The 17,482-nt window shown below is 57.2% G+C and carries 18 protein-coding genes, 1 tRNA gene and 1 pseudogene; 11 read left to right on the forward strand and 9 right to left on the reverse strand.

The annotated features are described in order from the left end of the window. The first annotated feature begins 15 nt into the window (after window positions 1–15). On the forward strand, window positions 16–399 hold the full coding sequence (locus I9185_RS00760; protein WP_209547207.1) for a hypothetical protein: 384 nt from the start codon (window positions 16–18) through the stop codon (window positions 397–399). Between the two features lie 80 nt (window positions 400–479). Here the strand turns inward: I9185_RS00760 and I9185_RS00765 are convergent. Then, window positions 480–553 (reverse strand) — tRNA-Cys (locus I9185_RS00765). Between the two features lie 225 nt (window positions 554–778). Here I9185_RS00765 and I9185_RS00770 point away from each other — a divergent pair. From I9185_RS00770 to I9185_RS00780, 3 genes are all read left to right on the forward strand, one after another. Further along, the gene (locus I9185_RS00770) at window positions 779–1,432 is read left to right on the forward strand and encodes a protein-L-isoaspartate O-methyltransferase (RefSeq protein WP_209547210.1); all 654 of its coding nucleotides are present in this window, start codon (window positions 779–781) and stop codon (window positions 1,430–1,432) included. A gap of 94 nt (window positions 1,433–1,526) precedes the next feature. Continuing rightward, window positions 1,527–2,945 carry a TolC family outer membrane protein gene (locus tag I9185_RS00775; protein ID WP_171633600.1) on the forward strand — a complete coding sequence of 473 codons (1,419 nt, stop codon included), beginning with the start codon at window positions 1,527–1,529 and terminating at the stop codon, window positions 2,943–2,945. A gap of 73 nt (window positions 2,946–3,018) precedes the next feature. Beyond that, window positions 3,019–3,792 (forward strand): hypothetical protein, encoded by a 774-nt coding sequence (locus tag I9185_RS00780; protein WP_171723578.1) that lies wholly within the window; start codon window positions 3,019–3,021, stop codon window positions 3,790–3,792. Window positions 3,793–3,795: 3 nt separating this feature from the next. Here the strand turns inward: I9185_RS00780 and I9185_RS00785 are convergent, their stop codons facing one another. Beyond that, window positions 3,796–5,253 (reverse strand): cobyric acid synthase, encoded by a 1,458-nt coding sequence (locus I9185_RS00785; protein WP_209547213.1) that lies wholly within the window; start codon window positions 5,251–5,253, stop codon window positions 3,796–3,798. Window positions 5,254–5,315: 62 nt separating this feature from the next. Here I9185_RS00785 and I9185_RS00790 point away from each other — a divergent pair, with 62 nt between their 5' ends. Beyond that, complete coding sequence (locus I9185_RS00790) at window positions 5,316–5,885, forward strand: cobalamin biosynthesis protein CobQ (RefSeq protein ID WP_209547216.1); 570 nt, start codon at window positions 5,316–5,318, stop codon at window positions 5,883–5,885. Between the two features lie 87 nt (window positions 5,886–5,972). Here I9185_RS00790 and I9185_RS00795 read toward each other — a convergent pair whose 3' ends face one another. Then, entirely contained in the window at window positions 5,973–6,293 is a 321-nt protein-coding gene (locus tag I9185_RS00795; protein WP_037310273.1) for a DUF6280 family protein, read from the reverse strand. 218 nt (window positions 6,294–6,511) lie between these two features. On the opposite strand from I9185_RS00795, the gene efp reads away from it, so the two are divergent. Then, a complete protein-coding gene (gene efp, locus I9185_RS00800) occupies window positions 6,512–7,075 on the forward strand; it encodes an elongation factor P (protein ID WP_170346480.1) in 564 nt (187 codons plus the stop codon). A 53-nt stretch (window positions 7,076–7,128) separates the two neighbouring features. On the opposite strand, the gene I9185_RS00805 is transcribed toward efp, so the two are convergent. Both I9185_RS00805 and I9185_RS00810 read right to left on the reverse strand, forming a co-directional pair. Next, entirely contained in the window at window positions 7,129–8,070 is a 942-nt protein-coding gene (locus I9185_RS00805; RefSeq protein ID WP_171633590.1) for an ABC transporter transmembrane domain-containing protein, read from the reverse strand. Window positions 8,071–8,183: 113 nt separating this feature from the next. After that, a complete protein-coding gene (locus I9185_RS00810; protein WP_171633587.1) occupies window positions 8,184–8,921 on the reverse strand; it encodes a folate-binding protein YgfZ in 738 nt (245 codons plus the stop codon). A 73-nt stretch (window positions 8,922–8,994) separates the two neighbouring features. On the opposite strand from I9185_RS00810, the gene I9185_RS00815 reads away from it, so the two are divergent. Then, window positions 8,995–9,669, forward strand: a complete 675-nt coding sequence (locus tag I9185_RS00815) for a TIGR04283 family arsenosugar biosynthesis glycosyltransferase (RefSeq protein ID WP_209547219.1) — start codon at window positions 8,995–8,997, stop codon at window positions 9,667–9,669. A gap of 7 nt (window positions 9,670–9,676) precedes the next feature. On the opposite strand, the pseudogene I9185_RS00820 reads toward I9185_RS00815, so the two are convergent. Continuing rightward, window positions 9,677–10,432, reverse strand: a pseudogene (locus I9185_RS00820) (hypothetical protein); the annotation flags it as partial. Between the two features lie 103 nt (window positions 10,433–10,535). Here I9185_RS00820 and I9185_RS00825 point away from each other — a divergent pair. Both I9185_RS00825 and I9185_RS00830 read left to right on the forward strand, forming a co-directional pair. Further along, window positions 10,536–11,306 (forward strand): alpha/beta hydrolase, encoded by a 771-nt coding sequence (locus tag I9185_RS00825; protein ID WP_209547222.1) that lies wholly within the window; start codon window positions 10,536–10,538, stop codon window positions 11,304–11,306. Window positions 11,307–11,404: 98 nt separating this feature from the next. Next, on the forward strand, window positions 11,405–12,244 hold the full coding sequence (locus I9185_RS00830; protein ID WP_171633580.1) for a DMT family transporter: 840 nt from the start codon (window positions 11,405–11,407) through the stop codon (window positions 12,242–12,244). 39 nt (window positions 12,245–12,283) lie between these two features. On the opposite strand, the gene I9185_RS00835 is transcribed toward I9185_RS00830, so the two are convergent. Next, window positions 12,284–12,631: a hypothetical protein gene (locus tag I9185_RS00835; protein ID WP_209547226.1), complete on the reverse strand. Its 348-nt coding sequence runs from the start codon at window positions 12,629–12,631 to the stop codon at window positions 12,284–12,286. 144 nt (window positions 12,632–12,775) lie between these two features. Here I9185_RS00835 and I9185_RS00840 point away from each other — a divergent pair, with 144 nt between their 5' ends. Continuing rightward, window positions 12,776–13,387, forward strand: coding sequence for a hypothetical protein (locus tag I9185_RS00840; RefSeq protein WP_171633575.1), 612 nt, complete (start codon window positions 12,776–12,778; stop codon window positions 13,385–13,387). Between the two features lie 83 nt (window positions 13,388–13,470). Here the strand turns inward: I9185_RS00840 and I9185_RS00845 are convergent, their stop codons facing one another. Further along, complete coding sequence (locus I9185_RS00845; protein WP_209547229.1) at window positions 13,471–14,439, reverse strand: UDP-glucuronic acid decarboxylase family protein; 969 nt, start codon at window positions 14,437–14,439, stop codon at window positions 13,471–13,473. 345 nt (window positions 14,440–14,784) lie between these two features. Here I9185_RS00845 and I9185_RS00850 point away from each other — a divergent pair, with 345 nt between their 5' ends. Continuing rightward, a complete protein-coding gene (locus I9185_RS00850; RefSeq protein ID WP_209547231.1) occupies window positions 14,785–15,465 on the forward strand; it encodes a hypothetical protein in 681 nt (226 codons plus the stop codon). 3 nt (window positions 15,466–15,468) lie between these two features. Here the strand turns inward: I9185_RS00850 and parE are convergent, their stop codons facing one another. Then, window positions 15,469–17,427 carry a DNA topoisomerase IV subunit B gene (gene parE, locus I9185_RS00855; protein ID WP_209547234.1) on the reverse strand — a complete coding sequence of 653 codons (1,959 nt, stop codon included), beginning with the start codon at window positions 17,425–17,427 and terminating at the stop codon, window positions 15,469–15,471. Between the last annotated feature and the right edge of the window lie 55 nt (window positions 17,428–17,482).

Below are 17,482 nucleotides of genomic sequence, written 5' to 3' on the forward strand. Positions count from 1 at the left end.
CGTCAGAAAGAAGGATTGACCAAATTGCATGAAGAAACCAGCACGTTTCGTACCGGCGCGATGCCGTTCCAACAAGGTCGAAGCAGCACAGGTAATGGCAAGTCAATTCCAGCCACGAACAACAGACAATCCGACAGCTTTGTTTGCAGTACCATTCTGCCGCCGCCTGAACCGGGCAAAGGGCCGGCTTGGCCGTCCCTGATCGCAAACTGCCCACAAGAATGGTTTACACCTAAACGGGCCGGACAAATAATTCAGGTCACCAATTCTGATCATTTCGAGGTGAAGATGCCAAGGAAGTACGGCGGGGTGTTGCCTGAACGCAAGCTGGCGGCATATGCCCAGAATGCTCGCAGTCGGATGGAACAGAACAAGATCGCAACACGAAAAATCCAATAGTTGGTTGGATGAAAAATCCAATAGTTGGTTGGATATTGAACCTCGAGGAGGGAAAAAGTATCTCAAGTCGTTGGAGGTAGTGGAGGCGAGTACCGGAATCGAACCGGTGTACACGGATTTGCAATCCGCTGCGTCACCACTCCGCCAACTCGCCTTTTCAAGTAAAATCAAATACTTGCCGTGGTGTGCGTGGGGTTTTAGCAGCTTTCCCAAGGGGCGTCCAGAGGATTGCGCGCATTTTTGACGACCAGATTGAAATTTGCCGAAGCCCGCAACCGCAAACGCACAGGTGCAAGGGGGTTGCGTCAACAGGGCCGTTGCTGGGCGTTTCAGGATGTGGCAAAAGCCGGGTAACTTTGGGAATGACTCGAGAGATCCTATGACAGATTTCGCTGCCCGGCGCCGCACTATGGTTGATACGCAAATCCGGCCTTCGGATGTTACTAAGTTCCCGATCATTGAGGCGATGTTGAACGTCCCGCGCGAAAACTTCGTGCCTGACGCACAGCGTGAGGCCGCCTATGCCGACAGTGTGATCGATCTGGGCAACGGGCGCTGCATGCTCGAGTCGAGAACCCTTGCTAAAATGCTGGATGCGCTCAACATTTCGAACGACGAGATGATCCTCGATATCGCTCCGGCGACGGGGTATTCCACTGCGGTTGCCGCGCGTATGGCCCAGTTGGTTGTTGGTGTGGAAAGCGACGACTCGCTGGCGTCCGAGGCGCAAAGCCTGTTGGCTGAGGCTGATGTGGACAATGCCATTATCCACGTCGGTCCTTTGGAGCAGGGTGCGGCTGAGCACGGTCCTTACGATGCGATCATGGTGCAGGGCGGTGTTGAACGGATTCCCGACGCGCTGTTGGATCAGCTCAAGGAACATGGCCGGATTGCATGCCTGTTTGTTGAAGGCAATCTTGGAACTGTGCGGATCGGTCGAAAGACCGGAGGCCGGGTCAGCTGGCGGGATGCGTTCAACGCCAGTGCGCCGATACTAGAGAGCTTTTCGGCGGAGTGTGCATTTTCGCTATAGTTCGCCGATAGATTCTGCTGGCGCCTTGATTAGTTGAAAAGAAGACCGCAAACTGCCTTCAGGGCAGTGTAATTTCGTTTGAGAGGATTTCGGTATGCGTGGTTCAGCGACAGGCAAGCTGGTCAGGGCATTCGCAGTGACCGCAGGACTTGCCATCAGCGTTATGCCAGGGCGTCCGGCGTGGGCTGACAACATAACAGACGCCTTCATCGGCGCGTATAATACAAGTGGCTTGCTGGAGCAGAACCGGGCGCTGCTGCGCGCGGCAGATGAAGACGTGGCAATCGCGCTTTCCGCATTGCGGCCAATCATCAACTGGACTGTACAGGTCAGCCAAGATTATACCCGGTCTCGGACCAACAATGTGGTCACAACGACCGAGCCGTCCCGGTTTTTCACCGGGCTGAGGCTTTCCCAGCTTCTGTATGATGGTGGCGCCTCGGTTCTGGGCAAACAATCGGCGCAGGAAACGGTTCTGTCGACCAGGCAAACCCTGATCGACATTGAGCAACAGGTGCTTATCCGCGCTGCAAATGCTTACCTGGGCGTGCTGCTTCAGGAAGAGACAGTCGCAATTCGCCAGAACAACGTGGATGTTTCGGCGGAAGAGCTTCGCGCATCGAATGATCGTTTCGAGGTTGGCGAAGTGACGCGCACGGACGTGGCGCTTTCCGAAGCGCAGTTGGCAAGTTCTCAAGCTGATCTGGCTGTCGCTCGTGGTGAACTGAGCATCGCGCAGGCTGAGTATGTCAATGCGGTCGGCAAGGCGCCAGGGAGGACGGCCGGTCAACCCAGCCTGCCCAATCTTCCACGGAGCGAGGCAGAAGCGATCAGCCTCGCGCAACGCAACCACCCGGCGATTCTGTCGGCGCAGCATCAGGTCCGCGCTTTTGATCTGATTGTACAGCAGCAGCGGGCCAACCTTGGGCCGAATGTCAGTTTGAATGCGGATGCGGGTGTGCGTGAAAGCTATGACAACAACGACTATGTGAATGACGCGACCGTGTCGCTGGACTTTACACAGCCGATCTACGCCGGTGGCCGGTTGGCCGCGAACGTGCGGCGCGCTATGGCAAACCGGGATGCGTCTCGTGCGAATCTTCTGAACGTTCAAAAGAATATCACACAGGGCGTTACGGACCGGTATGCAGCGTTCCAGGCAGCCAGTGCCAGCCTCAGGGCGTCGACGGAACGGGTTCGCGCATCACAGGTTGCATTTGATGGCATCAGGGAAGAAGCGACCTTGGGTGCCCGGACCACTTTGGACGTTCTGAATGCTCAGCAGGATTTGCTGGACGCGCAGCTGGCCGAAGTGGCGTCGCGAACGGAACGATCCCGCGCAGCGTATCAGCTGTTGCAGGCGCAGGGCCTTTTGACGGCGGAACGTCTTGGCCTGGCGGTTCAGATCTATGACCCGACTTTGTACTATAATCTGGTCAAGAAAGCCCCCGCGCGTGTCAGCAAACAGAGCAAGGATCTGGATCGAGTCCTCAAAGCGTTGCGTCGGGACTAACCGGCAATACTATTTGTTGTAGGGCTCGGATTGTTTGGCTACACTCGATCCAACGATAGAGCGGTAGAGAACAATGTCTGATAATGTCGTGAAAGCAGGGATCGAAGACGTTCTGTCTTCGGTCAAACGTCTGGTCAGTGAAGACAGTCGCGGTAAATCCTCTTCGGATCAACAGGGTGCTACGCGAAAGCCGGGGCGTTTGGTGCTGACGGACGCGCTGCGCATCAGCAAACCCGCTCAGCCCGAGATCATGCCCGCCAAGCCGTCTGCTGATGTTGCCGACTCGGCCAAGCCGATGCTGCTGCGTGCCTGCGACATCGTCAGGGCAGGTGATCCTGCCAACACTGCGGATGACGCGACCGAGGGACATTCCGCGGCAACCGGTTCAACCGATGATCCCGCGATCAGTCTGAGTGCCAAGATCGAAGCGCTGGAAGCGGCGATTGCGCAAACCGAGGATCAATGGGAGCCGGATGGCGACAGCGCAGACGCCTATTCCGGCACACCAACGCATTCCCTGCCGTGGAACGTCGAAGAGGAGTTTGCGGCCGCAAGGACCGTCGTTCTGACTGATCAGGAAGATACGGACGATCCGCAGCCCGAGTCCGCTTCGGTACAAAACGCAGAGTTCATCCGGGCGGGACGACCGGCTGAATCCGATCGTGCCACTGAAGTCGTTGAAAACGTTTCGGCAACGGATTTGGATGAAGAAACATTGCGTGAGCTGATCGCGGAAGTTGTCCGCCAGGAGTTGCAAGGCGCGATGGGCGAGCGGATCACGCGAAACGTGCGCAAAATGGTGCGGCGGGAAATCGCGCGCGCGCTCGCCGCGAAAGATCTGGGATAAGATTCAACCGCGCTGTGGTGGCTGGGCCAGGCTCAGCATCCGGTCAAGATTCATGTGGCGCTCCAGATGATCGGCCAGATCATCCAGCGCCTGCTCTACACCGTCTTCGTAGGCAATGTCCGACGTCACGCCCAGCGTTGACAAATAACGGGCACGAAATGCGTCTGACGAGAAAATTCCATGCAGATAGCTGCCCTTGACCCGACCGTTGCTGCTGGCGGCGCCTTCTGGTCTGCCTTCGACCTCAAGCCATGCGCGGGCGCGGTCCGGGCCGTCGGTATGGCCCATGTGGATTTCGTATCCGCTGACCGGTTCTCGGTCTGGCAGGGCATGGGCGGAACGCAGGATGACCTGTTTCTGCCCGCCCATTACGGTATCGACGTTCAGCAACCCCAATCCATCAACTTTGCCCGGCCGGCCGTCCACGCCATCAGGATCGGAAATGGTCTTGCCCAACATCTGATAGCCGCCGCACAACCCAAGGACATGTCCACCGCGGCGAACATGTGCATACAGGTCGATATCCCAGCCCTGTGCACGAAAATAGCTCAGATCTCCGATCGTGGACTTGCTGCCGGGAAGCAGAACCAGATCCGCATCGCCGGGCAGGGGACGTCCGCCTGGAATGACCTCGACGCTCACGCCGGGCTCGGCGGACAACGGATCGAGATCGTCGAAATTGGCCATACGCTCCAGTTGGGGCACAACGACCTTGCACACGCCGCCGGTATGGGAACGGATGTCCATCATGTCTTCGGCCGGCAGTTTCCAGGCGTCGTGAAACCAGGGCACGACCCCAAGGCAGGGCCAGCCTGTTCGGGCCGAGATGTCATCACGGCCTTCGTCAAACAGGGACACGTCGCCCTTGAAGCGGTTGATGGCAAAACCCCTGATCTGCGCCACGTCGCCTTCGTCCAGAACGGCCTGAGTACCGACGATCTGCGCAATCACTCCGCCACGATGAATGTCCCCGACCAGTACAACAGGGATGTCCGCTGCACGGGCAAATCCCATATTGGCGATGTCACCTTTGCGCAGGTTGGTCTCAGCCGGGCTGCCAGCGCCCTCGATCAGAACCAGATCAGCGTCGGCGCAAAGCCTGTCAAAGCTTTCCAGCGCTGCGCCCAGCAGCTTGGATTTGTCCTTGCGATAGTCACCGGCCTTCATCGTGCCAGCGCGCTGCCCCTGAACGATAATCTGCGCGCCGGTATCCGTCTCGGGTTTGAGCAGAATAGGGTTCATGTCCGTGTGCGTTTCCCGCTTTGCCGCACGGGCCTGAAGGGCTTGTGCGCGGCCAATTTCGCCACCGTTTTCAGTGACGGCTGCATTGTTCGACATGTTTTGCGGTTTGAACGGCGCGACCCGAAGGCCCCGGCGCGTGTAGGCGCGCGCCAGCCCGGCCACCAGAACCGATTTTCCGACATTGCTGCCGGTCCCTTGAATCATGATGGCGCGAACCATGCCTTGTCTCCTATAAGTCTGGGCGCAGATGATCTGATTTGAGCCGAAAGGGAAAGCCCCGGATGAATACGCCTGCGCATCTTTTGATCGGGGCTGCCGTGTTCGCCCGGCCGCCGCAAGGGCCTGTCCTCTGGGCTGCGCTGCTGGGAGCGTTATTGCCGGATCTGTCCCTATACGTGATGGCGGGCGTATCCCTGTTTGTTCTGAGCATCCCCGAGCAGGTGGTCTTCGGGCAGCTTTACTTTTCCCCGGCGTGGCAGACCGTATTCGCCATAGACAATTCCTTTATCCTATGGGGGCTGGCATTCCTGCTGGCAGTCTGGAGAGGTTGGCATGTTCTGGCTGTCGGTGCAGCGGCGGGTCTGTTGCATCTTGCGACAGATTTCCTGCTTCATGCGGGCGACGGACGGCCACAGTTCTGGCCCATCAGCGACTGGGTGTTCCAAAGCCCTGTCAGCTATTGGGACAGCGACCATCATGCTTTGTGGGTGGCTCCGGTGTCAGCCCTTGTCTGTCTGGCCGCATATGTTCTGCTTTGGCAGCGTGGATTGCCGGTTTGGGGCAAAGCCCTGTTCGCAACCATGCTGGCGGCTGAATTCTGGGTGGTTCGGCAATGGCTGTTGTTCTTTTGAGCCATTGGCTTCATGCCTGTCGATCAGGCATAGAAAAACGCGCTCTGATAGGCAGAGCGCGTTTGTTCAATCCAAATCTACCTTGGTTCAGGCAGCTTCGGCCTGCTGTGCAGCGTTGCGGCGTTCGCTTTCTTCCCGCGACAGGGCGACCGAGGTACGGACGCCGCGTCCAACGAATTCCATCAATCCGCTGACGACCCGTTCGTTCGGGTCAATGCCTGCGCAGGACAGAACTTCGCGCCCATCGCGCGAACGCGCCCAGCGGGCGATTTGTTCGGGGCCATTGCCGTATTTCTTGTCATCGGCGATAGCATCATCAAGCGCAGCCAGGACAACGGCCGCGAAAAGTTTGCGCGCACGATTGCCTTGCTCATTGTTAAAGGCAGTGCCGTCAACGAAATCTCTCATCTCGTCTTCCTTGTTGTTCTTGCTCTTGCATTTTCGGCGTGAGGGTCCTTATGACCGATTAGGTGCGATTCGGATACAGCTAAAATGCATAGTTGCGTTGCGTCACTTGCATGGCTTGCTGCACCTGCAGCACTAGGTGTCGTTGTCTTGTCAGGTGTGTTCCCGCCAGATATAGGGACCGCAACTGATGCATCAACCGTATGTGAAGGATTTATGTAATGCCCAAGATAAATGGGAACGAAATTCGCCCCGGCAATGTGCTTGAGCATAACGGTGGCCTGTGGGCAGCGGTCAAAGTTGACCATGTAAAGCCGGGCAAAGGTGGGGCTTTTGCACAGGTGGAACTGCGCAACCTGCGCAATGGCTCGAAATTGAACGAACGCTTCCGCTCGGCGGACAAGGTCGAACGCGTGCGTCTGGAGCAGAAGGATCAGCAATTCCTGTACGAATCCGACGGGATGCTGGTGTTCATGGATTCAGAAACCTACGAACAGATTGAATTACCAGCAGAATTGCTGGGTGACCGTCGTCCGTTTCTGCAAGATGGCATGACCATTGTTGTCGAATTCTACGAAAGCGAGGCGCTGAACGCGACGCTGCCGCAGAAAGTGACCTGCAAGATCGTCGAGACCGAACCGGTCGTAAAGGGCCAGACGGCGGCAAACTCGTTCAAGCCCGCGCTGCTGGACAATGGCGTGAAAGTCATGGTTCCCCCCTTCATCGGCCAGGACGAAATGATCGTCGTGAACACGGAAACGATGGAATATTCCGAACGCGCGTGACGTTTCGTCACTTTTTATAAGAGACCGGGCAGGCATTCGCCGCGCGGTCTTTTTTATGCGTTAGGGCGATAACGATACCGTGTTGGGTCGGGGCCAAACAATTCCAGCATCAGTTCATACTTGATGCGATTGGCACTGACCTGACGATAGAATGCGATCAAAAAGGCAGTGGGTCCTTGAATGCGGCTGAGCCCACTGGTGGCGGCCACCACGGTGCCCACATCCGTTTTGCCCTGCAAGACCAGATATCCCCCCAGCATCAGGATACCGACGGTGCCGGCCCCGTTGATCACGCTCAGCAGGAACTTTGCCGACAGTTTCCATAGGAACATCCGCCGCCGCGTGTCGTAAATGTCATCAAACATGGTGTTGATATCCCGCTCGACGGCTTCGATATCCTCGGTCGTCAGCCGGTCGGTGGCACCGCGCAGAATGCGAACCCGTTCCGCCACGAAAGTGTTCACTTTGCGCTGCGAGACCAGAACGATGATGATTTGCGGTACGATCATTGACAACGCAATCAACCCCAGACCTGGTTGCGTGGACGAGATATAGCCGATCACACTGATCAGCGTTCCAATCTGAACGACCGGATCCGAAAAAGCTCCACCGGCAAACTTGCCCAACTCTTCGGCTTCGGCCGAAATGGCGGTGGTCATGGTGCCTTTGCGCAGGCCTTCGTCTGAATCCTTCAGGTCGGTCGAACGCCAAAGCAGGCGTTGGCGGATCAGCCGGATCATGTCTTCGCCCAAGGTTCCGGCGCGATAGCTTAGTACCCATTTCAGGGCGAGGCTCAGCAGGATGACGGCCATCATGCCGATGCCCAGCTGGATCAGTTTTTCAGTCCCGACATCGTCGGATGTCAGGTGGTTGACGATGTCGCGCTGAAACTCAAGCGGCACGGCGGCAAGGCCCGCAATTGCGACGGACAGCATGATGAGGATGATCTGCCGCCCCGCACTGGCGCGCCAGATCGCGGAATAAAGTCGAAACATGCGGGTATCCGGTTCATCCTGTTTGCCTGCACTTTGGCAGTGCAGGACAACGGGTTCAAACTTTTCGATACAAGCTGATGCGCGGGTCGTGCCGATTTGGCAACAAGGTGGGCTCAGTCCTCCAGCCGCACCGTGGCGTCTGCGGCCTGCATCTCAGGGCCTGCGCGATCAAATCGCAGATACGCGATCCCGTTTCCGCCGGCCTGTGTGTACAATGTTCCGACAGGTTTGCCATTTGCACTGATCTCGGTCCTCACCGGGGCCGAGCCCTGGACAACGACGCGTCGCAGACCTTTGCGCAATTCGGTTTTGTGCTTCATGCGCGCGGTCACTTCCTGCCCGACATAACATCCTTTTTTGAAATCCACGCCATTCAGCGCTTCGAACCCGGATTCCAGGATGTAACTGTCCGGGGTCAGTTCAATGCCTGACTCGGGAATGCAGTGCCGGACGCGCAGTGCATCCCAGTCGGTTCCGTCATCGCCCTCGGGTTCTGGGGAGTAGTTGCGCCAGCCCATCTCCGGGTGGCGGGGATCGGGCAGGGCGGTTTCCGGCGCAGCCTTGGTGCCGCGTTGCAGGTTCAGATCGGTTCCCTCGATCGTCACATCCGCACGCAGCTTGTACATCGTCAGACGTTTGACCAGATCATCCGCAAGGTGTTCGGCCACATCCAGAAGAACTCCGTCGTCATCTCGTTTCAGGAAGAAATCCGCCAGGTACTTTCCCTGCGGAGTAAGCAAAGCGGCGTAGACCAGCCCGTTGTCCAACCCCTTAATGTCGTTGGTGATCAGATCCTGCAAAAAGCTTTCGGTATCCGAGCCGGACAGGCGCAGAATGCGGCGGGTGGGCATGGCTTGGTCCTCGTCATTTCCTCAGGCCTCGTGATATAGGAAGTTCCGATGCCAAGACCAGAGGTTATCAGACGTGCCCGCGCCTATTACCGTCGTGATCCCGACCCTCAACGCTGCCGACGCTTTGCCCGAATGTCTCGGGGCTTTGATGGAAGGGGTGCGTGCCGGGTTGATCCGGGAATTGATCATCAGCGATGCCTGCTCAACCGATCACACGCCGGATATTGCGGAAGAGGCCGGTGCGATGGTCGTGACCGGCCCGCCATCCCGAGGCGGCCAGTTGCGCCGAGGGTGCGCGCAGGCCAAAGGGGATTGGCTGCTGATTCTTCATGCCGATACAGTGCTGCAAAAGGGGTGGAGCGAGACCGTCAGCGCCCACTTGCCGTCAACCAAACCTGCCGCGTTTCAGCTGGCGTTCCGCGCGCGCGGGATCGCGCCGGCCTGGGTGGCTGGCTGGGCCAATCTGCGCAGCAGGATGCTGGGATTGCCCTACGGAGATCAGGGGTTGCTGGTTCCGCGTCACACCTATCAAGCGGCAGGCGGGTTTCCCGACCAGCCGTTGATGGAAGATGTGGCTTTGGTGCGCGCGTTGCCAAAGGTAACTGTTCTGAACACACGCGCCTTTACGAGTGCGGAGCGGTATGAGCGGGCGGGGTGGATTCGGCGCGGAGCTCGGAACCTGTGGACTCTTCTGCGTTACTTTCTTGGGGCTGACCCGCAAGTTTTGGCGCAGACGTATCGTCGCTGAGCGTGGTGCGCAGCTCGACCACGGATTTCCCCAGCCGAAACGGTGCCGCAAAACTGACAAGGCATAGGGCCACGATTTGCAGAACAAGAATATGAGCATTGTCCTGTAGGTATTCCCATTCTTCTTTCAGCTTCCCGACCTGCGCGATCAGGTCATCGTAGCTCTGCGCAAGTATCAGATAGTCGCCCGCAATCGCGGGAACCTTGCGACGCATATTGTCAATGGCGGTCTGTGTGCTTTCGTCCAGTGAAGTGAAGACAAGGAACTGGTCGATGTCAAAGGCATCGGCCTTGGCGGCCATGTCACGTATTTCGTCCATTTCGTCCCTGGACTGACCCCCAACCAGGAAGTGAAGCCCCTGTAGGGGGGCCACTTCGTTCGTGACCGCGATGAACAGGGGTAGTTCCGAGTTGCTGGCGGTCGAAGCAGAAAGGAATTCAACCTTTTCGCATAAAACGGCGGTATCCGGATCATAGGCCGGATCACAGAACCGCAGGCGGAACCGGGCCGCGTCCCTGTCAAATGCCAGCGTCGCGGCATAGGCTACGTCGATCTGTCGGTCCAGTCGCGAGCTGTCCGAGGTGTAAAGCCCGGCCAAAACAGCCACCAATGCCCCGATGCCACCCAGCACAACCCATACCAGATCAGCCAGTTTCCACGCCCGGTGCCCGGCCGGTTTGCGAAACAGAAAGGCAGTGCCGATAGAGCCGATGATAAAGAACAGGATCAGCAGGGGCAATTGATTGTCGGTCACAAAACTCATGGGTCCAATCTTAGGACCTGTGCTTCGACCTGCAACAGGGATCACGGGCAGTTGTAACGTCTTACCATATCCCCATACTGGAAACAGCGCAGGGGGGACTTCGATGACCAAAGAAATCGTTCTTATCCACGGAGCATTTGCCGGACCTTGGTGTATGCAGGATTACGCGGACTTCTTTCGGGACCGAGGTTGGACGGTTCACGTTCCTGCCTTGCGGTACCATGACGGTGATCCGAAAGCGGACCCCGACCCGGGTCTGACCGATACTAGTGTCATGGACTACACCAACGACATCGCCGATTTTGTAAAAGGACTGGATCGCAAACCTGTCATTTTGGGGCATGCCATTGCTGGGGTGGTGGCACAGCAAGTGGCGTCTTGTGGTTTGGCCAGTGCCATCGTTTTGATCAATCCCAATGCGCCTTGGGGCACCTTGCCCGAAACCGATGATGAACGCGCTGTACCGCGCACCTTGATGGAAGGCGGCCCATTCTGGAAGCAGCCGATGCGGGTCGGGTTCGATTTGATGGCCCCGTTTGCTCTGAACAAGATGGATGAGGCGCAACAACACGCTGTATTCGACCGATTGGGCGCAGAAAGCGGGCGCGTGATGTTTGAAATGTTCTTTTGGATGTTTGATGACCATCACGCAATCAAGGTTGATTTCGACAAGGTTGACTGCCCGGTTCTGGTGGTCTCGGGTGCCGAAGACAGGGCTGTTAACCCCGATACCTGCCGCGCACTGGCAGCGCGCTATGGGGATCGCGGAACCTTTTTGCTGGTCGAAGACCATGCGCATTTCCTGTTCATGGAGCCGGGTTGGGAAGGGCCGGCCTCGATGATCGAGACTTGGATGACAACCCAGGTGACCTGAAACGGGCTTGACAACAATCCACCCTTTGCAGACATGGCGCCAAGTGAATAGGGCAGTTGACCCTTTTGGCGCGAAACCTCTGCGGGAAAGGTCCGGACATGACCCTGTTCGTTGTCCTTATTATTCTTTCGGCTGCTTTGCTGCACGCGGTGTGGAATGCAATCGTGAAGACAGCGGCTGATCGAACCACGATGCTGGGTTTGGTCGCTCTGGGTCAAGTGCTGCCTGCGGCGGTCATGGTGATGCTGCTGCCGCTGCCAAACCCAGAGAGCTTTATTTACATCCTGCTCTCGACCGTTGTGCATTTCGGTTATTATTTCATGCTGGGTAAAGCCTATCAGCACGGTGATCTGAGTGTGGTCTACCCCATCGCCCGTGGGATTGTCCCGGCGCTGGTTTCGCTTTGGGCAATGGTCCTGGTCGGAGAAGTGCTGCCTTTTCAGGCCTGGACAGGTATCGCCCTAATTGCCGTGGGCATCCAGCTGAGCAGTTGGAAAGCTCTGCGCTCGGGCGTTGGGCGCAGTGCACTGATGTTTGCGCTGGGCACCGGGTTCTGCATTTCGATCTATTCGGTCGTTGACGGGATCGGTGTTCGGCTGTCGGGCAACACGCTCAGCTATTGGGCATGGGGGGCGTTTCTGCACCTGTTCATTGCCGGGTTTGTCGGGGTTCGGAAACGTGCGACCTTAAAAGACCTGCCGGCCAAAGTATGGATGATCGGCATTCTTGGCGGGCTGGTATCGATGACAGCTTATGGTCTGGTGCTGTACGCCAAGAATTTCGCACCGTTGGGCGCGGTTTCGGCGCTGCGGGAAACTTCGGTCATCTTTGCCGCACTGATCGGGTTCGTATTCCTCAAGGAAGGCAACTGGGCGCGACGGTTGGGTGCCGCGGTGCTCATGGCCGTGGGTGTCGCCCTGATCGGAATGACGGTCTGATCCGGCGGAAAAGCCTCGGGCGACAGTGATACCTCTGGCTTAGCGGCCGACCTGAAACGTGCATTGTGGCTTGCAGTGCATGGTGCCTTTGTCGCTGCTTACGCATCGCAGCAGGCGTTCCTCGTGCGTGTTGATCGTTTCTGTGACGGTGTTGTGGCCAGAGATCACGATGAAGGAATCCGGGGAAAAAGCCAGCCCCTTGTAATAGCAAAACCGTGTTTCCGTTCCGTCCGGGATCGGAGATGCCAGGCTGAGCGTCTTTTGCGCCGGGGCCTGGGTCGCCAGCATAGCAAAGGCCAGCCCATAGGTCAGTGTTTTCAGGTCGTCCTCTCGTCCTGCAAATCTGTTGTCGATCAAAAAGGGTTTGGACGCCCGGACCTCAATCATGGTTTCTTGTTTCAGCAAGTTTGAACGAGATCAACGGGTTAGGCAACGAAAATCCTACGCGCTCAGCGACAAGCCAAGGGGACGATTTTTACGGTCGGTCACTTCTGTGGTAACATGGCCGCATTGTTTAAGGAGAATTGAGAGATGTTCAGACCCTCTGTGGAAGCGATTATGGATGTCATGTCCCAAAAGGATTACGTAGTTTTCGACACCCCAACTGTCGATTGGAACCTGAACATAGTGGGCATTCGCGCCCACCCGGTTTCACCCAAGAAATTCGATGATGTCATGACGGTGTTTCACCGGTTTCTTGGCGTTTGGGATATAGCGTATTACCCGATGACGGCCGATCCCAGCGATCACTACCTGAAGAACCCGATAAACCCGGATGGGACGGCCATTCTGGCGTCGGGGCAATATCGGTCCTGCTACAAGATCGATATTCATAAACGAGGCCGGCCCGGAGGCCACAAGGCGCTGTGTCAAAGGCTGGGAAACGTTACCGTGTTTCGGGACAACAACAGGGATGGAAACCTGAACCTTGTTAATCCTCAAAGCGGGATGTTCGGCATAAATCTGCACAAGGGGCCAAACAACGGTGACGATGACACGGCGAATACGATCTATTCCGCCGGGTGTCAGGTATTCGCCGATCAGCGTCACTTTGCCGAGTTTCTGCTGAAATGCGAAGCCGGGCGCGACGCGTTTGGCAACAAGTTCACCTATACGTTGCTGGATCAGGCAGATTTCGAATAAGGCGGTGCCTTGCGAAGGTTCTGCAAGCGCCGGGGCAGGACAGGGGCTGGGGGCGTGCCCGGATCTTAAACCGGGCCTTGGCCCTAGGTCTCGACTTCGGCCTGAAGGTCTCGGAAATACCGGATGGTTGCGTGCAATCCTTCTTTCAGTTGCACTTTGGGTTCCCAGCCTAGCAGGGTGCGCGCCAGTGTGATATCGGGCTGGCGCTGTTTCGGGTCATCCTCTGGCAACTCCTTGAAACTGACAGGAGTCTCGGCCCCCACAAGGGCCTGCACTTCGCGGGCCAGTTCGTTCATCGAGAATTCGTTGGGATTGCCCAGATTGACCGGGCCGGTGACGTCTGGGCCGGTCTCCATCAGGCGGATGAACCCTTCGATCAGGTCATCCACGTAACAGAAAGACCGGGTCTGCGTACCGTCACCAAAAATCGTGATCGGCTCGCCGGTCAGGGCCTGCATGATGAAGTTCGACACGACGCGCCCATCGGCGGGGTGCATTCTGGGCCCATAGGTGTTGAAAATGCGGGCCACCTTGATCTCAAGCCCCATCTGCCGGTGGTAATCGAAGAACAAGGTCTCGGCGCAGCGCTTGCCCTCGTCATAGCACGAGCGCGGACCAACCGGGTTGACGTTACCCCAATAATCTTCGGTCTGCGGATGAATGGTCGGGTCGCCATAGACCTCGGAGGTCGAGGCCTGAAAGATCTTGCATTTCAGCCGTTTCGCCAGACCCAACATGTTGATCGCACCATGCACGCTGGTCTTGGTCGTCTGCACCGGATCGTGCTGGTAATGCACGGGCGAGGCCGGGCAGGCGAGGTTATAGATCTCGTCCACTTCCACGAAAAGCGGGAAGGTCACATCGTGGCGCATGAACTCGAAACGCGGGTTGTTGTGCAGATGGTCGATATTGCGCTTGGTGCCGGTGAACAGGTTGTCGACGCACAGAACCTCGTGCCCCTGATCCAGAAGCCGGTCGCACAGATGCGAGCCTAAAAAACCGGCCCCACCGGTTACGAGAACACGTTTTCGACTGTCATAAAGGCGGGCCATTGCAAATCCTTAATCGTTAAATCCAAGCCAGCTTGTCATGGGGAAGCCGGTTCTTGGTTTGATTTGTAAACCGAAGGGGTTTGAATTGCAGTAGATTTTGGTTTTTTGAGGGCGCGTGTGGTGTGGGTGCGTCTTCCTATCCATCCAATGCTTGATGCAAAGCATCAAGCGCGCGCCCGACCCGCCCCCATGGGCGGGCGCGTTCCGCACCCACCCTCGGGCCGGGCGCGAGAATTTTGATCGGGTAGGATGGGTGTTTACACCCATCTCGATGCGGGCAATTTGATAGGTGCGAACATCCACCCTGCGGTCGCTAGCTGCGAAAAAACTTCTGAAAGAAACTAAATGGTAAATGAAGCTGAAAACCTCTTCGAACACTTAAAGACGGACTTCTTTAGGTTGCGTGTTGAATGGAGATTGTACCGGTCGCTATGGGGGACCAATAAAGAAACCTTTGATATGCTTCAGTCAATTTCAGCTTCAACCTCTCAAACCTTGGAGGCAATCGTTTTTGAAAGAGTTCTACTTGGATTGAGAAAGCTAACTGATCCACCGCATGGTAGAAGAATGAGTGCAAAGTCTGTTTCCATACGTGCTTTGCCAAAGTACTTCGACGATGGTGAAAAGACACTTACCAAACTTGTTTCGAGTAGCCTTAAGTCTTCGAGCTTTGCTCGAAACTGGTCAGACAAGCGGATTGCACATTCGGATTTTGAATACCGTGTAGGAAACGCGCAACTCGAACCCGCCAGCAGAGCAAAGGTCGAGAAGGCTTTAGAAAGTATCGCGACAATCATCAAATGGATCGCGCGAAACCACTTTGATACAACGTTGATTACTCATCCAATACCGCCGCTTTCCGACGAGAGAACGTTTCTTCGTTGTCTTTATGAAGGAAAACAGGAGATGGAACGTAAACGCGAACTGTCTAAACAGCTTTCCCTTCAGGGCAGGTATGAGGAAAGAAACAAGTTGAGAGAAATGCCCGATTGGCTCAAGAGGTCTGAACCGCCGATAGACTCTTAACCCTCAAACATCCAGTTCCTCCACAAACCGCGCGTTTTCCTGAATGTACTGGAACCGCAGTTCGGGTTTTTTGCCCATCAGACGCTCGACCAGATCGCCGGTTTCGCCGGGTTCGTCCTCGTCGATGGTGACCCGGATCAATTTCCGGGACGCGGGGTCCATCGTGGTCTCTTTCAGGTCCTTGGCGTCCATCTCGCCCAGACCTTTGAAACGCGACACGTCGATCTTGCCCTTGCCGCCCAGACCTTTTTTCAGCCACTCGTCCCGCTCGGCCTCGTCCAGACAGTAAACCCGCTTGGCGCCTTGGGTCAGACGATACAGAGGCGGGCAGGCCAGGTACAGGTGGCCCGCGTCAATCATCGGGCGCATCTGGGTGAAGAAGAATGTCATCAGCAAGGACGCGATATGCGCGCCGTCCACATCCGCGTCGGTCATGATGATGACCTTGTCATAGCGCAGGTCGTCGAGGTTGAACTTGCTGCCCAGCCCAACGCCCAGCGCCTGCGTCAGGTCGTTGATCTCGGCATTGGTGCCCAGTTTCGAACTGGCTGCGCCCAGCACGTTGAGGATCTTGCCGCGCAGGGGCAGCAGGGCCTGCGTTTTGCGGTCGCGGCCCATCTTGGCCGAACCGCCCGCGGAATCGCCTTCGACGATGAATAATTCCGTGCCATCGCGTGTTGAACTGGAACAGTCCACCAGCTTGCCGGGAAGACGAAGTTTTTTAGTGGCGGACTTGCGTTGTGTTTCCTTCTCGGCCCGTCGGCGCAGGCGTTCTTCGGCCCGCAGGATCAGGAAGTCGAGGATCGCGCCGGCGGATTTCGTATCGGCGGCCAGCCAGTTGTCGAAATGGTCGCGTACCGCGTTCTCCACCAGCCGCTGCGCCTCGACAGTGGCAAGGCGGTCTTTGGTCTGGCCGACGAATTCCGGTTCGCGGATGAAGCACGAGACCAGCGCGCAGCCCCCGGTCAGCAGGTCGTCGCGGGTAATCTGGGCGGCCTTCTTGTTGTTGATCAACTCGCCATAAGCCTTGATCCCCTTGAGGATCGCGGCCCAGAAACCGGCCACATGGGTGCCGCCTTCGGGGGTGGGAACGGTGTTACAATAGGACTGGATGAACCCGTCACGCGACGGTGTCCAGTTGATAGCCCATTCGACCTTGCCGGGGGTGCCGAATTTCTCGTTGAAATCGACGGTGCCCGCAAAAGGTTGCTCGGCATAGGTGGACGAGCCGTTCATCGTCTCTTTCAGGTAATCCGACAGGCCGCCGGGAAAGTGGAACGAGGCCTCGGTCGGGGTTTCACCGTCGTCGATGGCTGATTTCCAACGGATTTCCACACCCGAGAACAGGTAGGCCTTGGACCGGATCGATTTGAACAGGCGCGCCGGTTTGAACCGGTGGTGGCCAAAAATTTCATCATCCGCGTGGAAGGTTACGGTCGTGCCGCGCCGGTTGGGGGCGGCGCCGACCTTTTCCACAGGGCCCAGCGGAACACCGCGCGAGAACCGTTGTTCGAACAGCGTCTTGTCGCGCGCCACCTGCACGACCATCGAATCCGACAGCGCGTTCACCACCGAAGCGCCCACGCCGTGCAGACCACCCGAGGTCTGATACGCCTTGCCCGAGAACTTGCCGCCGGCGTGCAATGTGCACAGGATCACCTCGAGCGCGGATTTGTCCGGGAACTTGGGGTGCGGATCGATTGGGATGCCGCGCCCGTTGTCACGTACGGTCAGGGCGTAATCGGCGTGCAGTTCCACCTCGATCCGGTTGGCATAGCCTGCCACGGCCTCGTCCATCGAGTTGTCGAGGATCTCGGCCACCATATGGTGCAAAGCGCGCTCATCCGTGCCGCCGATATACATGCCGGGTCGCTTGCGGACCGGTTCCAAACCTTCGAGCACCTCGATCGAGGAGGCGTCATAAGTTGTGGTCGCTTCTGGCGTCAACAGATCGTCGGGCATGGGTGCTGCTCTTGTTTTTGAGTTTCCCCCATTATGGCAGGTGATGTGGTCCGGG

This window comes from Ruegeria sp. HKCCSP346 (assembly GCF_017872595.1).
Taxonomy (GTDB): Bacteria; Pseudomonadota; Alphaproteobacteria; order Rhodobacterales; family Rhodobacteraceae; genus Ruegeria.